Here is a 21,408-nt window from a genome sequence, read left to right as displayed (position 1 = left end):
ATTTACTCCTCCCGAAGCGCTTCTAATTTGAGCAATTCTTTTTTCATTTCTAAACCACCTCTAAAACCGGTAAGTTTACCATTTTTCCCAATAACGCGGTGACAAGGAATAGTGATAAGCAGAGGATTTGCCCCAACGGCAGTCCCAACGGCACGTACAGCTGTAGGTTTTTGAATTCTTTCTGCAATTTCTGAATAAGAATATGTTTTTCCATAAGGAATTTCACGTACCGTATTCCAAACAGATAATTGAAATTCAGTTCCGTAAGCATCAATAGGGAATGTAAAAGTTTCTCGCTTGTTTTCTAAATACTCGATAACTTCTTTCGTATATGTTAGCAGGTAATCTGGATTGTGAGTCAATATATGCTGTGGCAGTTTTTTTCTAGCCCACAAATTTAGTTCTTCAAAGTTTTCGTCTTGAGATCCAATGAAACATAGTCCATTTTCAGTTGCAGCAATATGCAAGCACCAATTTTTATGTGTAATTAGCGCCCAATATATAGATTTATTTTTATAGGAATTCATTATTGTATCCCTCTTTCATTTCGTTCTTTTTTCGATATTCAGTAGGAGTAAATCCGGTTTTCTTTTTAAATAAAGTTGCGAAATACTCCGAGTTTTCTATCCCGACAGCAGTACTAATTTCCTTAACGGATTGATTTGTATGTGAAAGATATTCTGCCGCTTTTTTAATTCTGAATTGCTGTATATATTTTATTGGACTAATCCCTACAATTTTCTTGAAAGTGCGTTGTAGATGATAAGGGCTACCATGGCATATTTCTGCGAGTAAGTCGAGGGTTAGCACGTCACAATAATGTTTTTGGATATATTCTTTAATTTGCTCTACCCATTCTTCATTAGGTAAAGTTAGCCCGTTTGGTTTACAACGTTTACACGGACGAAAATTTTCATGTAATGCTTGCTCTGCCTTAAGAAAAATACGTACATTGTTTTTATTCGGTATTCTCGATTTACATGATGGTCGGCAAAAAATACCGGTTGATTTTACAGCGTAAAAGAATTTGTCATCATATATGGAGTCATTATGAATAATTGCTTGCCAATACTCATTTGTTACTGTGAACTCTTCATTATGCACAGAACATCACCTCTGGCATTAGTATAACCTGAATAAAGTACGTATGTACGTATTTACGAATGTAAGAGCAAGATTACAAAGATGAAACTATGATAGGGTATCTATTTTGTGTTAGCATGAAAATTGAAAATGCACATCAAGAGGAGGAACATAGATGAAGTTGATTTCATGGAATGTAAATGGTTTGCGAGCAGTTATTGCAAAAGGTGGATTTCTAGAATATCTAGAAGAATCTAATGCAGATATATTTTGTTTACAGGAAATTAAATTACAAAGTGGACAAATTGATTTAAATCCCGAGGGATATTATACATATTGGAATTATGCTGTGAAAAAAGGCTACTCAGGAACGGCTATTTTCACGAAAAAAGAACCGATTTCTGTTACATATGGTTTAGGGATTGAAGAGCATGATCAAGAAGGACGAGTTATTACGTTAGAATTCGAAGATTTTTATATGATAACGTTATATACACCAAATTCAAAACGTGGATTAGAACGATTAGATTATAGAATGAAATGGGAAGATGATTTCCGGGCGTATATTAAGCGGTTAGATGAGAAGAAACCAGTTGTTTTTTGCGGTGATTTAAACGTTGCTCATAAAGAAATCGATTTAAAAAATCCGAAAAGTAATCGGAAAAATCCTGGTTTTTCGGATGAAGAAAGAGAGAAATTCACATGTGTTTTAGAGGCGGGATTCATTGATACGTATCGCTATCTTTATCCTGATCAAGAAGGAGCGTACTCATGGTGGTCATATCGTATGGGTGCAAGAGCGAAAAATATCGGTTGGCGTTTAGACTACTTTGTGATTTCTGAAAGGCTAAAACATAAAATTACCGATGCGAAAATTAATAGTGAAGTGATGGGATCGGACCATTGTCCAGTTGAATTACATATAGATTTCTAAAAAAAGAAGTATCTTCCTGAAAAAAGGAGATACTTCTTTTTTGTTCAGTTTGTTAAAATTTTTCAAATCATTCTTGAAATAATCTGATATTAAATATATACTTAATAACGATAATCATTATCACTGTTAGTGATTATCGTGGGATGAGGGTTGTAAAGAATTTAATACTAGGGGAAGTGAACGAGAATGGCTCTCCATTTTACGTAGATTTATTAATGATGTGAAATATAGATGAGGATTATGTTTCATATAATTAAGTTTCATTGTTGAAATAATATATTTGAAGATTTCGAGAGGAGATATATAAAGATGAACAAGAAGTTATTTACATTAGGGATGGTTACAGTTTTAAGTGTTGGTTTAGCAGCATGTAATAGTGCAGACAAAACTTCTGGGGAACAAAAACAACAGACAAAGGCTACGGAAACGAAAAAAGACGAAAAGCGAAAGATTACATATTTAGGTAAAGAATATACAGTACCAGCAAAAGTAGATAAAATTGCGACAGCTAGTTTAGAGTCAATGGAAGATGCGGCAGTACTTGGAATTAAACCGGTAGGTGCAATTACGGTTGGTGGGAAATTACCAGGGAACGTTGCAAAAGATTTAGAAGGTGCGAAATCTGTCGGTGAGAAAATGGAACCCAACTTTGAAACATTACTTCAATTAAAACCTGATGTTATTACATCAAGTACGAAATTCCCAGCAGAAGCGGCTGAGAAATTTACGAAGGTAGCTCCAACAATCCCAATATCACATGTTTCTACAGATTGGGAAGAAAACTTAAAATTAATGGGAGAACTATCTGGTAAAAAAGACAAAGCAGAAAAAATTATTAAGGATTATAAAGCAGACGCTGAAAAAGCGAAAGCAAAAATTGGAGATAAGTTAAAAGATAAAAAGGTACTTGTAATAAGATTAAGAGCGAATACATTATTCGTTTATCCAGAAGGAGTATACTTCAACCCTGTAATTTATAAAGACCTTGGATTAACTGCTCCAGAACAACTTAAAAATGTAAAAGCGCAAGAGAAACTCTCTTTAGAACAACTGGCTCAAATAAATCCAGATTACGTATTTTTACAATATGAAGCAAGTGAAAATAATAAACCAAAAGTACTAGAAGAAATAGAAAGTAATCCAATTTGGCAAAGTGTAAATGCTGTAAAAGAGAAGAAAGTATTTGTAAATACTGTAGATCCTATTGCACAAGGTGGTACTGCTTGGAGTAAAACAGTATTTTTAAAAGAAGCAGTGAAAAATTTGACTAAATAATAAAATTAGTAAGGTGCGTTGAATGATATGCGGAAAATAAATTCACTTCCAATGATAATTTTATGCTTAGCACCCATATGTATTTTACTTACTGTTATTTTATCTATCTTATATGGGACAAAAAATATCGATTTTGAAACGACGTGGAATGCATTGTTTCATTTTGATTCGAGTAATGTAAATCATAATATTATTGTTACATCTCGTTTACCAAGGGTAATTGGAGCTCTTTTAGTTGGAGCTTTTCTAGCCATATCAGGAGCACTTATGCAGGGGATGACAAGGAATTATCTTGCATCCCCTTCTATTATGGGTGTGACGGATGGTTCTGCTTTTGTTATTACAATGTGTATGGTATTCCTTCCGGGAATGTCTTCAGTCAACATGATTTTATGTTCTATGCTGGGTTCAGCATTAGGCGCGGGGATTGTTTTTGGATTTGGTTCACTGCTTAGAAACGGATTGTCACCTGTAAGATTAGCAATTATAGGAACCGTGATAGGGACATTTTTAAGTAGTCTTTCTGCCGCAATTGCTTCTTATTTTCAAGTCTCTCAAAATATTAGTTTTTGGTACAATGCGAAATTAGATCAAGTAGATCCCAATATACTTAAATTAGCAATTCCTTTTGGTATAGTTGGTATTATTTTAGCACTTCTTATTTCAAAATCTATTACAATCCTTTCATTGGGAGAAGAAGTGTCTATTAATTTAGGACAGCGTACGAAAATTATAAAAATGACTGCAATTTTATCTGTTGTATTTCTGACTGGTACAGCAGTTACTTTAGTAGGGAAAATAGGTTTTGTAGGACTAATTATTCCTCATATTACCCGCTTTTTAATCGGTGTAGATTATAAATGGATTGTGCCTTGTGCTGGAGTAATTGGTGGTGTGTTTCTTGCTTTATGTGATGTGTTAAGCAGATTTGTAAACTATCCATTTGAAACACCAATAGGCGTTGTTACGTCTCTAATTGGAATTCCTTTCTTCCTTTATTTAATTCGTACAAGAGGGGGAGAGAGACATGCTTAAAGGCTCAAGTCAGCGTTTTGTAATGACTATGGGTACTATTATACTTTTAATTTTATGTACCATTTATATTAGCTTAACGAATGGTACATTTGATATTACAATTATGGACGTCTTTCGAACAATTTTTCGGATTGATCCAGTCCCAGAACATGATTTAGTTATATTTGATTTTAGACTGCCGCGAATCATAATTGCTGGCCTAGTAGGATTAGGTCTAGGGATAGCTGGCGCTGTTATTCAAGGGATTACGAGAAATGGTTTAGCAGATCCGGGTATTTTAGGAGTAAATGCTGGTGCAGGAACTGCAATCGTAATTTTTATGTTCTTTTTCCAAGGACAAATAAAGAGTACGGATTGGATTTCTATAATGATGATGCCGATGTTTGGCTTAGTTGGAGGGTTAGGCGCGGCTATATTAATTTATATATTTTCTTGGCGAAATGGAAAGTTAGATTCACAGCGTCTGTTACTAACAGGGATCGCAATAGGGTCAGGTTTCGGAGCGTTTTCTATGTATTTATCATTGAAAATGAAAGCAACTGACTTTGAAATGGCAGCTGTCTGGGTTTCAGGTAGCATATATAATGCAAACTGGAAATACATTATTGCAATGTTGCCATGGCTTATTATATTAATTCCAATTATAAAAAAGAAAGCTTATTTGCTAGATTTATTTCAATTGGAAGAAACGAGTATTACAAGTCTAGGTGTTTCAGTAGAAAGAGAGAAGTCTATTCTATTATTAAGCAGTATTGGACTTGTAAGTGCATGTGTTGCTGTTTCAGGAAGTATTGGATTTATTGGTCTAATGGCGCCACATATAGCCAAAAGACTTGTTGGCATTCAACATAAATATGTAATTCCTACATGCGGAGTAATTGGGATGCTACTTGTAATTGCTTCAGATTTTATCGCAAAAACAATTTTTATGCCTGCAGAATTGCCTGTAGGGATTGTTATTGCTATTGTCGGTGTACCGTATTTCTTATATTTACTTTATAAGGCGAAAGCGTAAGAGGAGGAAATACAAGTGAATATTTTAAGTGCAAAAAACTTGGAAGCAAATTATGAAAAACTTACAGTGTTTCGCGATTTAAATGTGGAAATACAAAAGGGAAAAGTAACGACAATTATAGGTCCAAATGGATGCGGAAAATCGACATTATTAAAAACGATGGGAAGAATTTTAAAACAAAAAAGCGGTAAAGTATATTTACAAGGACAAGATTTAAATACGATTTCAACGAAAGAAATCGCGAAACAGTTAGCTTTGCTTCCGCAAAATCCGATTGCCCCGGGAGAGATTAAGGTAGAAGAGTTGGTTTCTTATGGGCGTTATCCGCATCGTAATAACGTGAATAAGTTAACTTCAAAAGATAAAGAAATGATTGATTGGGCATTAGATATTACCAAAACATCAGCGTTTCGAACGAGACAAATTGCGAATTTATCAGGTGGACAAAGACAAAAAGTATGGCTAGCGATGGCATTAGCACAAGAGACAGAAGTGTTGCTATTAGATGAGCCAACTACATATCTTGATATGTCTCATCAATTAGATGTATTACAAATTGTGGAGAAGTTAAATAAAGAACATAATTGTACGGTCGTTATGGTATTACATGATATTAACCATGCAGCAAGGTTTTCAGATGAAATTATTGCAATGAAGGAAGGGGAAATCGTTACAACTGGAAGCCCAGAAGAGATTATTACAAATGAAGTATTAAAAGAAGTATTTCATATTGATGCGCGTGTCATGATTGATCCGTATAATGGGTCTCCTGTTTGTTTTGGATACGATAGCGTTGTATCTCAAGAAGAGAAAGTAGAAATATATGTAACGAGTTAAGAAGGGGGGATGTAAGATGAATACTACTATTGAAAAACAGCAGATTATTACATCTAATACAGAACAGTGGAAAATGTATTCAAAATTAGAAGGTAAAGAATATCAAATTCATATTTCAAAGCCGAGGCAGCCAGCACCAGAGTCAGGATATCCTGTTATATACGTATTAGATGGCAATGCCTTTTTTCAAACATTCCATGAAGCGGTTAAAATACAATCAGTTAGAGCAGAGAAAACAGGTGTTTCACCAGCTATTATAGTAGGTATTGGTTATCGTATTGAAGGGGCATTTTCAGGAGAAGAAAGATGCTATGATTTTACGCCTAGCGTAATTTCAAAAGATGCTCCTTTAAAACCGGATGGTAAACCGTGGCCTAAAACAGGAGGGGCACATAACTTCTTTACGTTTATTGAAGAAGAATTGAAACCACAAATTGAAAATAATTTTGAAATTGATAAAGAGAAACAAACGTTATTTGGACATTCTCTAGGTGGATTATTTGCATTACATATACTATTTACAAATGTAAATGCTTTTCAAAATTATTTTATTAGTAGTCCGTCTATTTGGTGGAATAATCAATCCGTACTTGAAAAAGAAGAGAACCTTATAAATGAATTAAACAATGCTAAGTTTGAAACAGGGGTATTCCTTACAGTTGGGTCACTAGAACGAGAGCATATGGTTGTAGGTGCAAATGAATTATCAGAGCGCCTTCTCCAAGTAACACATGATAAACTTAAATTTAAGTTTTATGAAGCGGAAGGGGAGAATCACGCATCTGTTGTCCCAACGTCTTTAAGTAAAGGATTGCGATTTATTAGTCAAGTGTAGAAGACGTATATGAAAAAAGGTAAGCAATTGCTTACCTTTTTTCATTATTATTTTATTGCCACGTACCCATCAATTAAAAAGCTAGTGAAAAAACGAGTGATTTGAGTAAAGCCACATTCCTCCATGATAGTTAGTAAATCTGTTTCAGAAATAGGAAACATTTCTTTTTCAAAAGAATTTTCAAATCGTTCCCAATCTTTTAATGGAATTTGATTTTGCATCATATGGTTGCGCCAAGCATTTAATTGTGCAGAAAACATACTTGTATGGGGTATACCATTTATTGAAGAGAGAAAGAATGGAGCACCGGGCTTTAAGCGACTACTAATTTCATTAAGTAACTCTTTTTTCCCCTTCATAGTTGGGATGAAGTGCAGAACAAGCATACAGGTGGCAGCGTCAAATAATGGATTGGTTAATAATGAATGAACAGTTCCATGTACAAATTGAATTTGATTTTGTATGCCTGCGTTTTCAATTCTTTTTTTAGCTAACTGTAGCATGCTTTCAGATGGATCAACACCTGTAAAATAAAAATTGCTATTTTGTTTGCCTATTGAGAGGATTTCTTGTCCACCACCAGCACCTATAATTAGTAACTTTGGATTCATATTTTCTTTAGGGAGTGTAGTAAATAAGAAATGATTCATCATTTCATATAGGGTAAAATATCCAGGGATTTTCAACGGAATTGTTCGTTCATACGTATGTACAGTACAATCATTCCAGCTCATTTTTTAACCTCCTCTTTTACAATAAAGTTTCACTTTATTATGAAATGAAATGGTTAGAGGAAACAATCCCATAAATCTGGGGGAATAAAGATGATTTATGAACAGGCAACGAAAGAAATAACAGTGTTAATGAAAAGCGAGAGCTCAACTAGACAATTCCAAAAAGGGTTTTTAAATATATTAAAAAAGTTAATTCCATTTGATGCTTCCTGCTTCACCGCTATAGACCCACGCACATTTTTATCAACCGGGGCATATACAGATCGAATAATTGAACAGCTGCATTCGCAGTTATTTATGAATGAATTTTTAGAGGATGATTACAACAAATTTAAAGATTTAGCACGAAAGGCCCCCCATGTTGGCGCGATACGTATTGTCACAAATGATAATCCGATAAAAAGCGCTAGGTATCGAAATATTTTAAAACCAGCCGGTTTTATAGATGAAGTAAGAGTGGTTTGTATGAGTAAAGGAAAATGTTTTGGACACTTAAGTTTGTTTCGAGATAATACAAGAGTATCTTTTCAACAAAATGAATGTGAGTATTTATCAAAAATAAGCTCTATTGTGGGAGATACATTAAGAAAATCATTTATAACATGTTCAGAGGAACAAGTGGAAGTAGTAGGAACGGGTACGATTATATTAAATGAAAAATTTGACCTACTATATTGGGATCAAAATGGAAAGGCGTGGCTATCCACTCTTAGAACATATGAACAATTGAATGAAGATGACGTTCCAAGGCCAATACGTGCGGTTTGTTCAAGAGTGAAAGCAAACGAATCTAATAGGGAAGCAGCAGATGAAGGGGAAATGGTAGGTATTGGTTTATCTTGTGGACAATTTTTAGTTATTCGCGCGAGTAGGTTAGAAGGTTACGGTAGTTGTAATGATGGCTATATAGTTTTGTTTGAAAGAGCGAGGCCAGAAGAAGTTTTTCCCCTTATTGCAGATTCTTATAGTCTTTCTCAAAGAGAGAAGCAAGTGATAGTAGGGATTGTTAGAGGAATGTCAACAAAAGACGTGGCGGAAGAATTGCATATTTCTACGTATACAGTTCAAGATCATTTTAAATCCATTTTTGAAAAGGTAGGGGTATGTAGTAGAAATGAACTTATATGGGAGGTTTTTTCGAAGTTTTGTTTTTCTAAAGAGAAGTAATAATAGAAAAGAATCCAAAGTCATTTAGGATTCTTTTTTTATAATTTTTTTTTAGGATAACCGAAAACATTCAAATGAACATTTGAATGTTTTCGGTTAATAAGGTATACTGTATACATAATCAAATATATACTTGAATAAGAGGTGTTACTTATGAAAGAAGAACATTGTGAACTTTGTTATCACGATGAGCAAAAAGTAAAGCATGCAAGTGACATGTTGGAGAAAGAAAATATAAGTAGTGTAGCGAAAATGTTTAAGGCACTTGCAGATGAAACACGTTTGAAAATTGCTTATGCGCTGTATACGGAAAATGAGCTTTGCGTACGAGATGTCGCAAGTATTATTCATAGCAGTATTGCAACGGCATCGCATCATTTAAGACTATTACAAACAATAGGATTAGCGAAAAAGCGTAAAGAAGGGAAACTTGTTTTTTATTCATTAGATGACTCTCACGTAAATGGATTAATTGAATTAGCGTTTAGTCATAGTAGTGAAATGAACAAGAAAGAACTTGATATGTAATCATGCATTTTCATAAAGATACTTCTTTATGAAAATGCAACTTTAAAAGGAGAGGAGATAATAAGTATGGTAAAGCTAGTTTTAATACGGCACGGACAAAGTGAATGGAATGTTGAAAATCGGTTTACAGGTTGGACGGATGTAGACTTATCAAATGCTGGTCTTCGAGAAGCAAGAGAAGCTGGAGAGATTTTGAAAGCCGATGGATTCTCATTCGATATAGCATATACATCTGTTTTAAAAAGAGCGATGCGTACTTTGTGGATTACTCTTGAGGAAATGGATTTGATGTGGATACCTATTCATAAAACCTGGAAATTAAATGAGAGACATTACGGTGCACTTCAAGGATTAAATAAAGAAGAAACAGCGAGAAAATATGGTGATGAGAGAGTAACTTTATGGAGACGTTCAACAAATGTACGCCCACCAGCTCTTACAAAAGATGATGAGAGATATGAAGCGGCACATCCGAAGTATAGAGATTTAAAAGAAAATAAGTTTCCCCTTACAGAAAATCTAGAAGATACAGAAAAACGAGTTGTTTCATATTGGGATGAAGAAATAGCCCCTAATTTAAAAGATGGAAAAAAAGTGATTATTGTAGCGCATGGAAATACAATACGAGCTTTAGTAAAACATTTAGATCAAATTTCAGATGAAGATATAGAATATGTAAACATTCCAACAGGAACACCATTAGTTTATGAATTAGATAACGATTTAAAACCGATATGTCATTATTATTTAAGGGGAAAAGGAGAAGTGATAGAAAGAAAAATAGTGTAAAATAATCATTTCTATATACCCTACCTTAGTATTGTATGAGATTAATGGAGGTAACAAATATTGTTACATTATACTGTTGTAAATAAAGAAACTTGTGAATCATGTGGATTATGCCGCTCTATAGCACCAGATATATATCAATTGGATTGTAAAAGTAAAGCATTTGGTGCATTAGATCACAATGAAGGAATAATTGGAATTCCAACTACATTTTTGAATGCAATGGTGGCAGCATATGAAAGTTGTCCGACAAATTCGATTCGAGTAGGAAAAGAGTCGTTTGAAAATCAAAAATTAGAAAATGGTATGAGAATGGATTAAAGCCGCGTTTCTATATTAATAAAAGCAATAGACAGATAGAAGTGGTGAATTTCAGAACAAATGTTAATAGATTAATAAAAGGAGGAATTTATATGGGACATCATCACGGTCACCAACATCATGGGCATTCCCACGGACATCATCATTTTGAAGAGAGTAGAGAAGGGAATAAGAAAGGTTTAATTACGGCATTAGTAATTACGGCAATTATTATGTTTCTTGAATTTTTTGGAGGACTAGTTACAAATAGTTTAGCCTTATTATCTGATTCAGGACATATGTTAAGTGATACAAGTTCGTTATTATTAAGTTTAATTGCCATTGGATTAGCAGCTAGAACAGTTACTTCTACAAAAACGTATGGATATTATCGTTTTGAAATTTTAGCTGCATTAATTAATGGAATTACCTTATTTGTTGTGGCGGGACTTATCGTGTGGGAAGCAATCGGAAGGTTTTTTGAACCACCAACTGTAGCGAGTGGTCCAATGATGTTAATCGCATCAATTGGTTTACTAGCGAATTTAATTAGTGCAGGGGCTCTTATGAGACAAGGTGATGTGAAAAATAACGTCAATTTACGTAGCGCATATTTACATGTTCTTGGAGATGCTTTAGGTTCAGTTGGTGCGTTAGTAGCTGGTGCACTTATGTCTTTATTTTCATGGTATATTGCAGATCCAATTATCTCAGTAATTGTAGCGCTATTAATTTTAAAGAGTGCATGGGGAGTAACAAAACATTCCATTCATATACTTATGGAGGGTACACCTGTTTCAATTGAGATAGAACAAGTTAAGCAAGCTATTAAAGAAGTAGAGGGTGTACGTGATATACACGATCTCCACATTTGGACAATTACATCAGGATTAGATGCATTAAGTGTCCATGTAATGATCGATAAAAAACAGGACGATCAAGAAGTGCTTCAAAATATTATTACTATGTTAAAACAGGAGTTCCATATTGAACACGCTACAATTCAAATTGAAACGCTTAAGATTAAGCATAGTGAAATGGTCATTTAATAAAATTGAACAAAAAGGCTATGGAGGAAATTCTCCATAGCCTTTTTGTTCACGTAAGTAGAATTGTCCTTTTTGAACGTTTTGTTTCAACTTTTCGTCTAAAGAGACAAAAAGTTGTCACAATTCCGTCACAATTAGCATAAACATAAAATAGACGAAATGAACTTACTTCCAAAAGGGCTTGGTTAATTCAATTTATGATTAGTAAAGCTGAAAAAGCGCGGATTTAAAGTTCACTATATTCTCAAGGAGGTAGATCGTATGAAAACTATTCTTGCTATCGCTGGGCTTATTTGGGTTTTATCACATGGCATTCCAATTTATGAAGGAGAACAAATTCGCAGTGCTCTGAATAAAAATTTTAATGAATATCATATCATTGATCGGCAAGATAATGTTGTGACAGTTCGTGTAAATGACTGTTTTCATACGGTAACCGTTGAAGGAACTTCAGTAGTGAATGATACAAAAGTATGTGACCAGCAATAATTATATATAGGAAGAAAAAAGCCTTGATTTAAATGTGTGAAGATTGAGGCTTTTATATTTGTAGGCGAATAATAAGTGGGGAATGGACAATCCCCGCTTATTATTGTTTCATTTTATCCCGCATTAGCTACCCGTAAAAGCTCGATTGGTGAGGGGTGATTAAAGTTTCACTTTATTGAGTTTTGATGGGAGATGAAATGTTTTTTTGAAAAAAAGAAAGGGTATCATATTAATTGAGACTGAGAAGCTAATGATGTGTTAAGAATAATCATAAAGCGAAAATATACTCATATGGGGTATCCTACATAGATATTTGATGATATAATTGGTATACTCATAAAAGCAATTGTTTTATTGGATGAAGAGAAACTTTAAGAAGGTGATAATATGGATCATAAGGACCATGAATCAGTAACACATAGATCAGAAAAAGAAAAAGAACAAATTATAAATAGATTAAAGAGAATTGAAGGCCAAGTCCGTGGTATTCAAAATATGATTGAAAATGATCGTTATTGCGTGGATATTTTAGTTCAAATTTCTGCGATTAATGCAGCGATGAAAAAAGTAGGAATGGGTGTCTTAAAAAATCATACGAGTCATTGTGTTTCAGGAGCTATTAAAAATGGTAATGGTGACGAAGCAATTGAAGAATTAATGACAGTATTTGAACGTTTTTCAAAAGCATAAAAGCCAAGCTAGTATTTGACTAGCTTGGCTTTTGTTTATATAGGAGAAGATATATAAATTCATAATTGGAGCAAAAAAATAAAGATTTTAGAAAAAAATAAAAATCATGATACAAAACCATTGATTACCTTAGGGGGGTATGGTAAGATGTATTTGTGATTAATAAACAATGAATAAACAAGAGGAGGATTTTAAATGGAACAGTTAACATTAAAAGTTGAGGGTATGTCTTGTGGGCATTGTGTAAATTCTATTGAAAGTAATGTGAAAGAACTAAACGGCGTTGAACAAGTAAAAGTTCAATTAGCAGAAGGAACTGTTGAAGTTACTATCGACTCATCAGTTGTAACGTTAAAAGATATCGTTGCTGTAATTGAAGATCAAGGCTATGAAATTCAATAATAATTTTTAATATAGAAATAAATCGTACTTTATATGGAGTACGATTTATTTTGCTAAAAATTATACCTTATAAGGGTATATAGAGGTGAGAGACATGAATGAACAAAAAGAGGCCAATCTCCAAATATCAGGCATGACATGTGCAGCCTGTGCAAATAGAATTGAAAAAGGCCTGAAAAAAGTAGAAGGTGTTCATGATGCAAATGTAAATTTTGCACTTGAAAAAACAAAAATAATGTATGATCCCCATAAAACAAATCCACAACAATTTAAGGAAAAAGTTGAGTCGCTAGGATATGGAATTGTAAGTGATAAAGCTGAGTTTACTGTTTCAGGGATGACATGCGCAGCATGTGCGAATAGAGTAGAAAAGCGTTTAAATAAGTTAGAAGGTGTGAACGGAGCGACAGTAAATTTCGCTTTGGAATCAGCTACAGTAGATTTTAATCCTGATGAAATTAATGTAAATGAAATGAAGAGTGCAATCACGAAATTAGGATATAAATTGGAAGTGAAATCAGATGAGCAAGATGGATCAACTGATCATCGCTTACAAGAAATTGAACGACAAAAGAAGAAATTTATCATTTCGTTTATTTTATCATTCCCGTTATTGTGGGCAATGGTGAGCCACTTCTCATTTACATCGTTTATTTATTTACCTGATGTGCTTATGAACCCTTGGGTGCAGCTAGCTCTTGCAACTCCGGTTCAGTTTATCATTGGAGGCCAGTTTTATATTGGTGCTTATAAAGCGCTACGCAATAAAAGTGCAAACATGGATGTTCTTGTGGCACTTGGAACGTCCGCAGCTTATTTCTATAGTGTGTATTTAAGTATTAGGTCGATTGGTTCTTCAGAACATATGACAGATTTATATTTTGAAACGAGTGCGGTACTTATTACTTTAATTATTTTAGGTAAATTATTTGAGGCGAGAGCAAAAGGGCGTTCATCAGAAGCTATTAAAAAGTTGATGGGACTACAAGCGAAAACTGCCACAGTTGTGCGAGATGGAACAGAGATGAAAATTTTAATCGAAGAAGTGGTAGCTGGTGATGTTGTCTATGTTAAACCTGGTGAAAAAATCCCAGTAGATGGAGAAATTGTAGAAGGAAAATCAGCGATAGATGAATCGATGTTAACAGGCGAGAGTATTCCAGTTGATAAAACAATTGGGGATGTAGTAATTGGCTCTACAATGAATAAAAATGGATTTTTAAAAGTTAAAGCAACTAAGGTAGGAAGAGATACTGCATTAGCTCAAATTATTAAAGTAGTAGAAGAGGCTCAAGGTTCAAAAGCTCCTATTCAAAGGGTAGCTGATCAAATTTCTGGTATTTTCGTACCAGTTGTAGTTGTAATTGCTATTATCACATTTGCAGTGTGGATGCTATTTGTTACACCTGGTGATTTTGGCGGAGCACTTGAGAAAATGATAGCAGTACTTGTTATCGCTTGTCCGTGTGCATTAGGTCTTGCGACACCTACATCTATTATGGCTGGATCAGGAAGATCGGCTGAGTATGGCATTTTATTTAAAGGCGGGGAGCATTTAGAAGCAACCCACCGATTAGATACAGTTATTCTAGATAAAACAGGTACTGTGACAAATGGGAAGCCGGTGTTAACAGATGTAATTGTAGCAGATGGATTCCATGAAGAAGAAATACTACGTTTAGTAGGTGCGGCAGAAAAAAATTCTGAACACCCACTTGCAGAAGCGATTGTAGAAGGAATTAAAGAAAAGAAAATTGTTATCCCAAGTTCAGAAACATTTGAAGCGATTCCTGGATTCGGCATCGAATCAGTTGTAGAAGGGAAACAATTATTAATTGGTACACGTCGATTAATGAAGAAATTCGATATTGATATTGAAGAAGTTTCTAAATCGATGGAAGCGCTAGAACGAGAAGGAAAAACAGCAATGCTTATTGCGATTAATAAAGAATATGCTGGTATAGTGGCTGTTGCGGATACTGTAAAAGATACTTCAAAAGCAGCTATCGCAAGACTTAAGAAAATGGGTCTAGACGTTGTTATGATTACAGGAGATAATACACAAACTGCTCAGGCAATCGCTAAGCAAGTTGGTATTGATCACGTAATTGCAGAAGTATTACCAGAAGGAAAAGCAGAAGAAGTGAAAAAACTGCAAGCGCAAGGTAAGAAAGTAGCAATGGTTGGAGATGGAATAAATGATGCTCCTGCACTGGCTACGGCGGATATCGGTATGGCAATTGGAACCGGAACGGATGTAGCGATGGAAGCGGCAGATATTACGTTAATCCGTGGTGATTTAAATAGTATTGCTGATGCAATTTTTATGAGTAAAATGACGATTAGAAATATTAAGCAAAATCTATTCTGGGCGTTAGCTTATAACGGCCTAGGAATTCCAATTGCGGCGCTCGGTTTCTTAGCACCTTGGGTTGCAGGTGCAGCAATGGCATTTAGCTCTGTATCAGTCGTATTAAATGCATTAAGATTACAAAGAGTTAAATTGAAATCTTAAACACTTTCAGCTATAAAGCGAATTTAATATGCTTTTTTACAATAAACAATACTTTGTATAAGTATTGTTTATTGTTCGTTTAGAAGGAAAAGTCGATATAATATAGAAAGAGCAGAAGTAGAATCATATATAGTGGAAGAAACTGCTTCGAAAATAAACACGAAATAATTATCCGGATAACCGAAATAAAAGAGTTAGTTTGATAAGGAGTTTTACATATGTTTAAAGATATTAAAATTAGAACATTCCAGAAAGAGGATTTAGAGCAAGTATTACAATTGTTCTATGAAACGGTTCATACGGTGAATGCAAAAGATTATAACGAGTTACAGCTACAGGCGTGGGCCCCAGAGCGACTAGATAGAGAGAGATGGCTACAGTCTTTAGAAAAGAATATTTGTTACGTTGCTGATTATAAAGGTGTGATAGTGGGATTTGGGGATTATAATGATGATCATTATGTAGATCGCTTATTTACGCATAAAGATTATCAAGGACAAAGGATAGCATCATACATACTACAGAAGTTAGAAAAAGAAGCAGTGAACTTGCAGCATAGGGATATATATACAGAGGCGAGTATTACAGCAAAACCTTTCTTTGAAAGCAAAGGTTTTATTTGCATAAAGGAACAAAATAAGCAGCATAATGGTCAGATTTTTATTAATTATGTCATGAAAAAAATAGCCTTCTCATAAATGAGAAGGCTATTTTTCATTATTTTACAGCTTCTTTTAGTTCTTTACCAGCTTTAAAAGCAGGTACTTTAGAAGCTGCGATTTGCATTTCTTCACCCGTTTGTGGGTTACGGCCTGTACGAGCAGCTCTTTCACGAACTTCGAATGTACCGAATCCGATAAGTTGTACTTTTTCGCCAGCAGCTAAAGAGTTAGTGATTGATTCTACTACAGTTTGTAAAACTACAGTAGCTTCTTTTTGAGAAATCTCAGCGTTTTGTGCTACGTTTTTAATTAATTCTGTCTTATTCATGTTTTTCACCTCATATGTAAATAATGCTATTTAAGTTGTTATTATAACGTATAAAACATTCGAGAACAAGTGTACGTACATATATTCGCAAAAAAAATGAAATTTGTAATATTTTTTAGGACCAATTTATAGACATTCAATTTAAGCGGATACAGATTTTTTCTTTAATGCAGTTTGCTCTTTATTGGAAGGTAGTTTCTTATTATAAGATATGAAATAAGGTAATGCTACAAATAACATACCCCCTACTAAGTTTCCGAAGAAAACAAAAATGAAGTTTGGAAAATATTCAACCCAAGTTAAATGACCAGAAAAAATTGCAGCTGGGATGACAAACATATTGGCTACAACGTGTTGAAATCCAATCGCAACAAAAGTCATAACAGGGAACCAAATACCGACAATCTTTCCGATAAATTCTTTACTTCCCATACTGAGCCAAACAGCTAAACAAACGAGCCAATTACACCCGATTGCAGAAATGAAGGCTTGCAGTGGTGTATCTTGTAGTTTAGCTTGTGCAATAGAAACTGTTTTTGCTAAAAAAGCTCCCTCCGTTAAGCCGACGATATGACCAAAAAAATAAGCGACGAATATAGCACCTATGAAGTTGCTAAACGTAACAATAACTAAATTTCGTATGAAGTGAAATAAGTCGATTTTTTTGTGAAGCCATGCCATTGAAACGGTCATCATGTTGCCAGTTACTAATTCACCGCCTGCAAGGATAACGAGTATAAGACCGATAGGGAATACGGCAGCACCTAAAAAGCTAGTAAATGATCCCCAAGATTTTGGCATTGTTCCGATAACATGGATATCAAGTAAATATCCTAATGCTATGAAAGCACCACCAAAAAAACCGAGAATTAGCATAGGGAGCAATGATAAATGAGCTTTTTTTCTTCCAGAATTAGCAGCAAGTTCCGTAATTTCTTCTGGTGTAAATACAGACATGAATAATCTCTCCTCAATAAAATGATAGAATGAATAGAAGGAACATTTTAAAGAATCTATGTATGATAAAAATATGATATGACTTCTGTATAAATTTGTCAAAGTGAATGGGGATGAAATTGGATATAACGAACATTGTTCATGTTGTCACATTAATGTAACAATAAGGATTTAAAGTGATTTTAGAGGTGAAAACATGAATACGCATCATGTAAAAAAAGAACGAAAAAAATCAATCGTAAAGATATTTATTATTAGTTTCATAAGTATATTAATGATACCAGTAAGTTTGTATTTCTATGCGACTGAAATAGAAAGAAGACTAGTAACAGTTACGTGGAATGAAATAGAAGCTCCTACAATTCCTAAAGAGTTTAATAATAAAAAAATATTGCAGTTCTCAGATGTACATTTAGGACCAGATTTTACATTGAAACAACTAGAAAATTTGGTGGAGAAGATGAATGAATTACATCCAGATATAGTAGTTTTTACAGGAGATTTAATAGATAAGTTTGGATCCTATAGTGCGGAAAGAGAAGAAGCAAAGGTTATTTTGCAGAAAATTACAGCTCCCCTAGGAAAATATGCTGTGTTTGGGAATCATGATAGAGGTGGGGGCGGTAGTTTATTTTACAAAAAGTATATGGAGGAAGCTGGTTTTTCTGTGTTAGTAAATGAAGTGCAGAAAATTAAAGCGGAAAACGGCAAGTATATTACAATATCAGGTTTGGATGATTTTTTATTAGGGAAGCCACAAATAGACTCGACTTTAAAAAACTTAAGACAACAAGATTTCAATATGCTATTAATACATGAGCCGGATGTTGTAGATAAAGTATCTCGTTATCCAGTCGATTTTCAAATGTCAGGACATAGTCACGGAGGACAAGTTCAAATTCCTTTTGTAGGTCCTTTAATTACTACAAAACTAGCTGAGAGTCATGTTGAAGGTATGTATGAATTAGAAGGGAAGAGTAAGCTGTTACATTTATACGTAAATCGTGGTATTGGGACAACCCGAATGCCTGTTAGATTTTTGAGTGTACCGGAACTTTCACTATTTGTATTGAAGCAAAGTAGTGACTGAAGTAGAACGTTTAATATTTTGAAGAATTAAGAGTACTTTTAAAGAAAGTTCTCTTTTTTTATTGATTAAATACAGAATATTATGTATTTTTTATTTAAACTGTTAAAAAGAAAGGGGAATTTCTATGATAGAAACATGGCATAAAGAATTGGAAAGTTTATATAATCAAATGGTTTCGTGGCGAAGAGATTTTCATCAATACCCAGAGCTATCGTTTCAAGAAATAGAAACACCGAAAAAAATAGCTGAAATTTTAAAAAGTTTTCATATTGATGTGAAAACAGATGTCGGGGGAAGAGGGGTAATCGGCGTAATTGAAGGTGTAATACCTGGGAAGACGATGGCGCTACGTGCTGATTTTGATGCACTATCTATTCAAGATGAAAAGAAAGTTTCATATAAATCAAAGGTTCCTGGTGTAATGCACGCTTGTGGCCATGATGGACATACAGCAACACTTTTAGGAGTTGCAAAAATATTAAGTGATAACAGAGACCAACTTTCAGGAAAAATAGTCCTTATTCATCAACATGCAGAAGAGAAAGAGCCTGGCGGAGCAATTGCCATGATTGAGGATGGTTGTTTAGAAGGAGTAGATGTTGTTTTTGGTACACATTTATCTTCTCAGATGCCTTTAGGAATTGTTGGAACGAAAGCTGGAGCAATGATGGCGGCAGCTGATACTTTTGAAGTGAAGATTCAAGGGCGAGGCGGTCACGGCGGTATGCCACATCATACTGTAGATGCTATTATCGTTGCAACACAAGTTATTAATCAGTTGCAACTTTTAGTGAGTAGAAAAGTCGATCCACTTCAATCAGCAGTTTTAACAGTTGGTACATTCCATGCCGGGCAAGCCGATAATATTATTGCGGATACTGCTACGTTTACAGGAACCATTCGAACGTTAGATCCTGAAGTGAGAGAATATATGGAGAAGGAATTTAGACGAGTTGTTGAGGGGATTTGTCAGTCCCTTCATGCTGAAGTTAATATTCAATATAAACGAGGCTATCCAATATTAATAAATCATGTAGCTGAAACACGTCATTTTATGACGGTTGCGGAACACGATCTTGGCAAAGAAAGGGTCATGGAAGTACCACCTATTATGGGCGGAGAAGATTTTGCATACTACTTAGAACATGTTCCAGGAGCATTTTTCTTCACAGGTGCTGGTAATGAAGAAATAGGGGCAACATATCCACACCATCATCCTCAATTCGATTTTGATGAACGTGCGATGTTGGTTGGTGGGAAGTTGCTTTTAAGTCTTGTGAATAGTTATTCAAGAGATGGAAAAGAATTTCTTCATCATGTAGAAGTGAAAAAGTAATTTACATAAATAAAAAACAACAATAGGTCATATAAAACCTATTGTTGTTTTTTATTATTTTTGCAAGGAAAGACTATCAAAATATGTTCTATAGTTATTAGAGAATTCAAAGTTGTTTTTTGCATCCCAATTAATAGACCAAGACATTAGGCCACGGAATGCAGGATAGCCACTCTGATTTGAAAGTTTATACTTTCCTCCGAAAGGAATTCCTTTAATGATATAATCTAAAGCTTTTTTCATTTCAGTTGGAGAAATATATCCGCCACTTGGAGCGGCCGCTGGTGCTGCAGGAAGTCCAATCATGACTTGATCCGAACGAAGAGGCGGGAAAATGTTATTTGCATTACCACCTACAGGAAAACCATGTAAGAGCATATCTGCCATAGCGACTTCGTAGTCTGCAGTACCTTGATTGTAGTTATTACCGTCCATTCCAATCCCGCTACCAGCGTTGTAGTGTTGAACGTGAATGTATGTTAGTTTGTCTTTCACTCCGTAAATAATAGGTAAATATGCACCCCAGATGCTTCCATATGCGCTATAGCCGCCTTGAACATAAGCTGTTTCAGGAGCCATGCTTAATAGGAAATCTGGACCGTAATGGTCTGAAATCGTTCGAATTGCTGAGATAAGATTCACGATTTGAGGAGTTGTTGGGTTTTTAAAATTAGTGTCATTACCGTTTAAGTAAATACCTGATTCAAGGTCAATATCTATTCCATCAAAACCGTATTTATCGATTAGAGATTGTATGGAATTAATAAAACGTTGTTTAGCAGCATTGTCAGGAAGTAAAACGACCCCATTTTGTCCACCTATTGAAAGAACTACTTTTTTTCCTTTACTTTTTAAATAGGAAATATCAGATTTGAATTCTGCATCTGTACCATACACAGGGGAAAATTCAACAGTGGAACGATCACCACCAGTTTCACCGAAAGATACATTGAGTACATCCCATTTTGGTGAAACGTCTCTTAATTTAATAATGCCAGTACCGTTATCAAAGTTATGCCAGTATCCAACGAGTAATTTTGATCCTAAATTGTTTGCTGCTTGTGCTTGAAAGGGAGCTAGCGGTAGCAGTAAGAAAATTACTAAAGTACAACAAATGAATTTGAACTTGTTTAACATATCAACACTCCTATACAAAAAGTTGTCTAGATGTATAATCTTGTTTATTTAATGGTATCTGAAAATTCATTCTCTTGTAAGGTGACTATAATTTTCTCAACAATTGTGTATGGGAAATTATTAAACCTAATGAAATAATTTTTGAAGGAGGTCGAATTACGATTGTTAAATTCAGAATATTTTGATATATTTTAAAGTATAGGATAAGATTTTTCACATAA

The 21,408-nt window shown here is 34.4% G+C and carries 24 protein-coding genes; 18 read left to right on the top strand and 6 right to left on the bottom strand.

The features are described from left to right. Positions 1-2: 2 nt before the first annotated feature. Complete coding sequence (locus MKX37_RS18160) at positions 3-527, bottom strand: methylated-DNA--[protein]-cysteine S-methyltransferase (protein WP_016120666.1); 525 nt, start codon at positions 525-527, stop codon at positions 3-5. Continuing rightward, entirely contained in the window at positions 514-1,104 is a 591-nt protein-coding gene (locus tag MKX37_RS18155; protein ID WP_078421701.1) for a bifunctional transcriptional activator/DNA repair enzyme AdaA, read from the bottom strand. The genes MKX37_RS18160 and MKX37_RS18155 overlap by 14 nt, the downstream gene beginning before the upstream one ends. A gap of 154 nt (positions 1,105-1,258) precedes the next feature. On the opposite strand from MKX37_RS18155, the gene MKX37_RS18150 reads away from it, so the two are divergent. From MKX37_RS18150 to MKX37_RS18125, 6 genes are all read left to right on the top strand, one after another. After that, a complete protein-coding gene (locus MKX37_RS18150) occupies positions 1,259-2,017 on the top strand; it encodes an exodeoxyribonuclease III (RefSeq protein WP_033731159.1) in 759 nt (252 codons plus the stop codon). Between the two features lie 309 nt (positions 2,018-2,326). Next, positions 2,327-3,292, top strand: a complete 966-nt coding sequence (locus MKX37_RS18145; protein WP_002087985.1) for an iron-hydroxamate ABC transporter substrate-binding protein — start codon at positions 2,327-2,329, stop codon at positions 3,290-3,292. 27 nt (positions 3,293-3,319) lie between these two features. Beyond that, complete coding sequence (locus tag MKX37_RS18140) at positions 3,320-4,327, top strand: FecCD family ABC transporter permease (protein WP_078421700.1); 1,008 nt, start codon at positions 3,320-3,322, stop codon at positions 4,325-4,327. Next, positions 4,320-5,342, top strand: a complete 1,023-nt coding sequence (locus tag MKX37_RS18135) for a FecCD family ABC transporter permease (protein ID WP_002087982.1) — start codon at positions 4,320-4,322, stop codon at positions 5,340-5,342. Before MKX37_RS18140 ends, MKX37_RS18135 begins: the two co-directional genes overlap by 8 nt. A gap of 15 nt (positions 5,343-5,357) precedes the next feature. Beyond that, positions 5,358-6,179, top strand: coding sequence for an ABC transporter ATP-binding protein (locus MKX37_RS18130; RefSeq protein WP_078421699.1), 822 nt, complete (start codon positions 5,358-5,360; stop codon positions 6,177-6,179). Between the two features lie 16 nt (positions 6,180-6,195). Next, entirely contained in the window at positions 6,196-7,014 is an 819-nt protein-coding gene (locus MKX37_RS18125; protein ID WP_033731157.1) for an alpha/beta hydrolase, read from the top strand. 47 nt (positions 7,015-7,061) lie between these two features. On the opposite strand, the gene MKX37_RS18120 is transcribed toward MKX37_RS18125, so the two are convergent. Next, entirely contained in the window at positions 7,062-7,748 is a 687-nt protein-coding gene (locus tag MKX37_RS18120) for a class I SAM-dependent methyltransferase (protein WP_078203093.1), read from the bottom strand. Positions 7,749-7,838: 90 nt separating this feature from the next. Between MKX37_RS18120 and MKX37_RS18115 the strand changes: the two genes are divergently transcribed. The 10 genes from MKX37_RS18115 (at position 7,839) to MKX37_RS18070 (ending at position 16,375) form a co-directional block, all read left to right on the top strand. After that, positions 7,839-8,915 (top strand): helix-turn-helix transcriptional regulator, encoded by a 1,077-nt coding sequence (locus MKX37_RS18115; protein ID WP_016096283.1) that lies wholly within the window; start codon positions 7,839-7,841, stop codon positions 8,913-8,915. A 153-nt stretch (positions 8,916-9,068) separates the two neighbouring features. Beyond that, positions 9,069-9,443 carry an ArsR/SmtB family transcription factor gene (locus MKX37_RS18110; protein ID WP_002066747.1) on the top strand — a complete coding sequence of 125 codons (375 nt, stop codon included), beginning with the start codon at positions 9,069-9,071 and terminating at the stop codon, positions 9,441-9,443. A 66-nt stretch (positions 9,444-9,509) separates the two neighbouring features. Then, positions 9,510-10,232, top strand: coding sequence for a 2,3-diphosphoglycerate-dependent phosphoglycerate mutase (gpmA, locus tag MKX37_RS18105; protein WP_078203092.1), 723 nt, complete (start codon positions 9,510-9,512; stop codon positions 10,230-10,232). Between the two features lie 60 nt (positions 10,233-10,292). Continuing rightward, a complete protein-coding gene (locus MKX37_RS18100) occupies positions 10,293-10,553 on the top strand; it encodes a ferredoxin (protein WP_002066749.1) in 261 nt (86 codons plus the stop codon). Positions 10,554-10,645: 92 nt separating this feature from the next. Beyond that, a complete protein-coding gene (locus MKX37_RS18095; protein ID WP_002167777.1) occupies positions 10,646-11,581 on the top strand; it encodes a cation diffusion facilitator family transporter in 936 nt (311 codons plus the stop codon). A gap of 261 nt (positions 11,582-11,842) precedes the next feature. Next, entirely contained in the window at positions 11,843-12,070 is a 228-nt protein-coding gene (locus MKX37_RS18090) for a hypothetical protein (RefSeq protein WP_000849103.1), read from the top strand. Between the two features lie 387 nt (positions 12,071-12,457). After that, positions 12,458-12,760 (top strand): metal-sensing transcriptional repressor, encoded by a 303-nt coding sequence (locus tag MKX37_RS18085; RefSeq protein ID WP_002014668.1) that lies wholly within the window; start codon positions 12,458-12,460, stop codon positions 12,758-12,760. Between the two features lie 195 nt (positions 12,761-12,955). Next, positions 12,956-13,162, top strand: coding sequence for a copper chaperone CopZ (gene copZ, locus MKX37_RS18080; RefSeq protein ID WP_002033654.1), 207 nt, complete (start codon positions 12,956-12,958; stop codon positions 13,160-13,162). Between the two features lie 94 nt (positions 13,163-13,256). Continuing rightward, positions 13,257-15,677, top strand: coding sequence for a heavy metal translocating P-type ATPase (locus MKX37_RS18075; protein WP_002128640.1), 2,421 nt, complete (start codon positions 13,257-13,259; stop codon positions 15,675-15,677). 218 nt (positions 15,678-15,895) lie between these two features. Beyond that, positions 15,896-16,375, top strand: coding sequence for a GNAT family N-acetyltransferase (locus MKX37_RS18070; RefSeq protein ID WP_002128639.1), 480 nt, complete (start codon positions 15,896-15,898; stop codon positions 16,373-16,375). 19 nt (positions 16,376-16,394) lie between these two features. On the opposite strand, the gene MKX37_RS18065 is transcribed toward MKX37_RS18070, so the two are convergent. Further along, positions 16,395-16,667 (bottom strand): HU family DNA-binding protein, encoded by a 273-nt coding sequence (locus tag MKX37_RS18065; protein WP_002033657.1) that lies wholly within the window; start codon positions 16,665-16,667, stop codon positions 16,395-16,397. A gap of 141 nt (positions 16,668-16,808) precedes the next feature. Continuing rightward, positions 16,809-17,624, bottom strand: a complete 816-nt coding sequence (locus tag MKX37_RS18060; protein ID WP_002014675.1) for a formate/nitrite transporter family protein — start codon at positions 17,622-17,624, stop codon at positions 16,809-16,811. Between the two features lie 196 nt (positions 17,625-17,820). Between MKX37_RS18060 and MKX37_RS18055 the strand changes: the two genes are divergently transcribed. Next, the gene (locus tag MKX37_RS18055) at positions 17,821-18,714 is read left to right on the top strand and encodes a metallophosphoesterase (protein ID WP_002167779.1); all 894 of its coding nucleotides are present in this window, start codon (positions 17,821-17,823) and stop codon (positions 18,712-18,714) included. A gap of 124 nt (positions 18,715-18,838) precedes the next feature. Continuing rightward, positions 18,839-20,050: a M20 metallopeptidase family protein gene (locus tag MKX37_RS18050; RefSeq protein WP_078421698.1), complete on the top strand. Its 1,212-nt coding sequence runs from the start codon at positions 18,839-18,841 to the stop codon at positions 20,048-20,050. 54 nt (positions 20,051-20,104) lie between these two features. On the opposite strand, the gene MKX37_RS18045 is transcribed toward MKX37_RS18050, so the two are convergent. Beyond that, positions 20,105-21,187: a chitinase gene (locus MKX37_RS18045; protein WP_078185578.1), complete on the bottom strand. Its 1,083-nt coding sequence runs from the start codon at positions 21,185-21,187 to the stop codon at positions 20,105-20,107. Between the last annotated feature and the right edge of the window lie 221 nt (positions 21,188-21,408).

Origin of the sequence: Bacillus sp. FSL R5-0709 (assembly GCF_038004785.1) — a bacterium.
Classification (GTDB): Bacteria; Bacillota; Bacilli; order Bacillales; family Bacillaceae_G; genus Bacillus_A; species Bacillus_A mycoides.
Note: the sequence above shows the minus strand (reverse complement) of the source record. Positions and strands in the feature narration are given on the sequence as shown.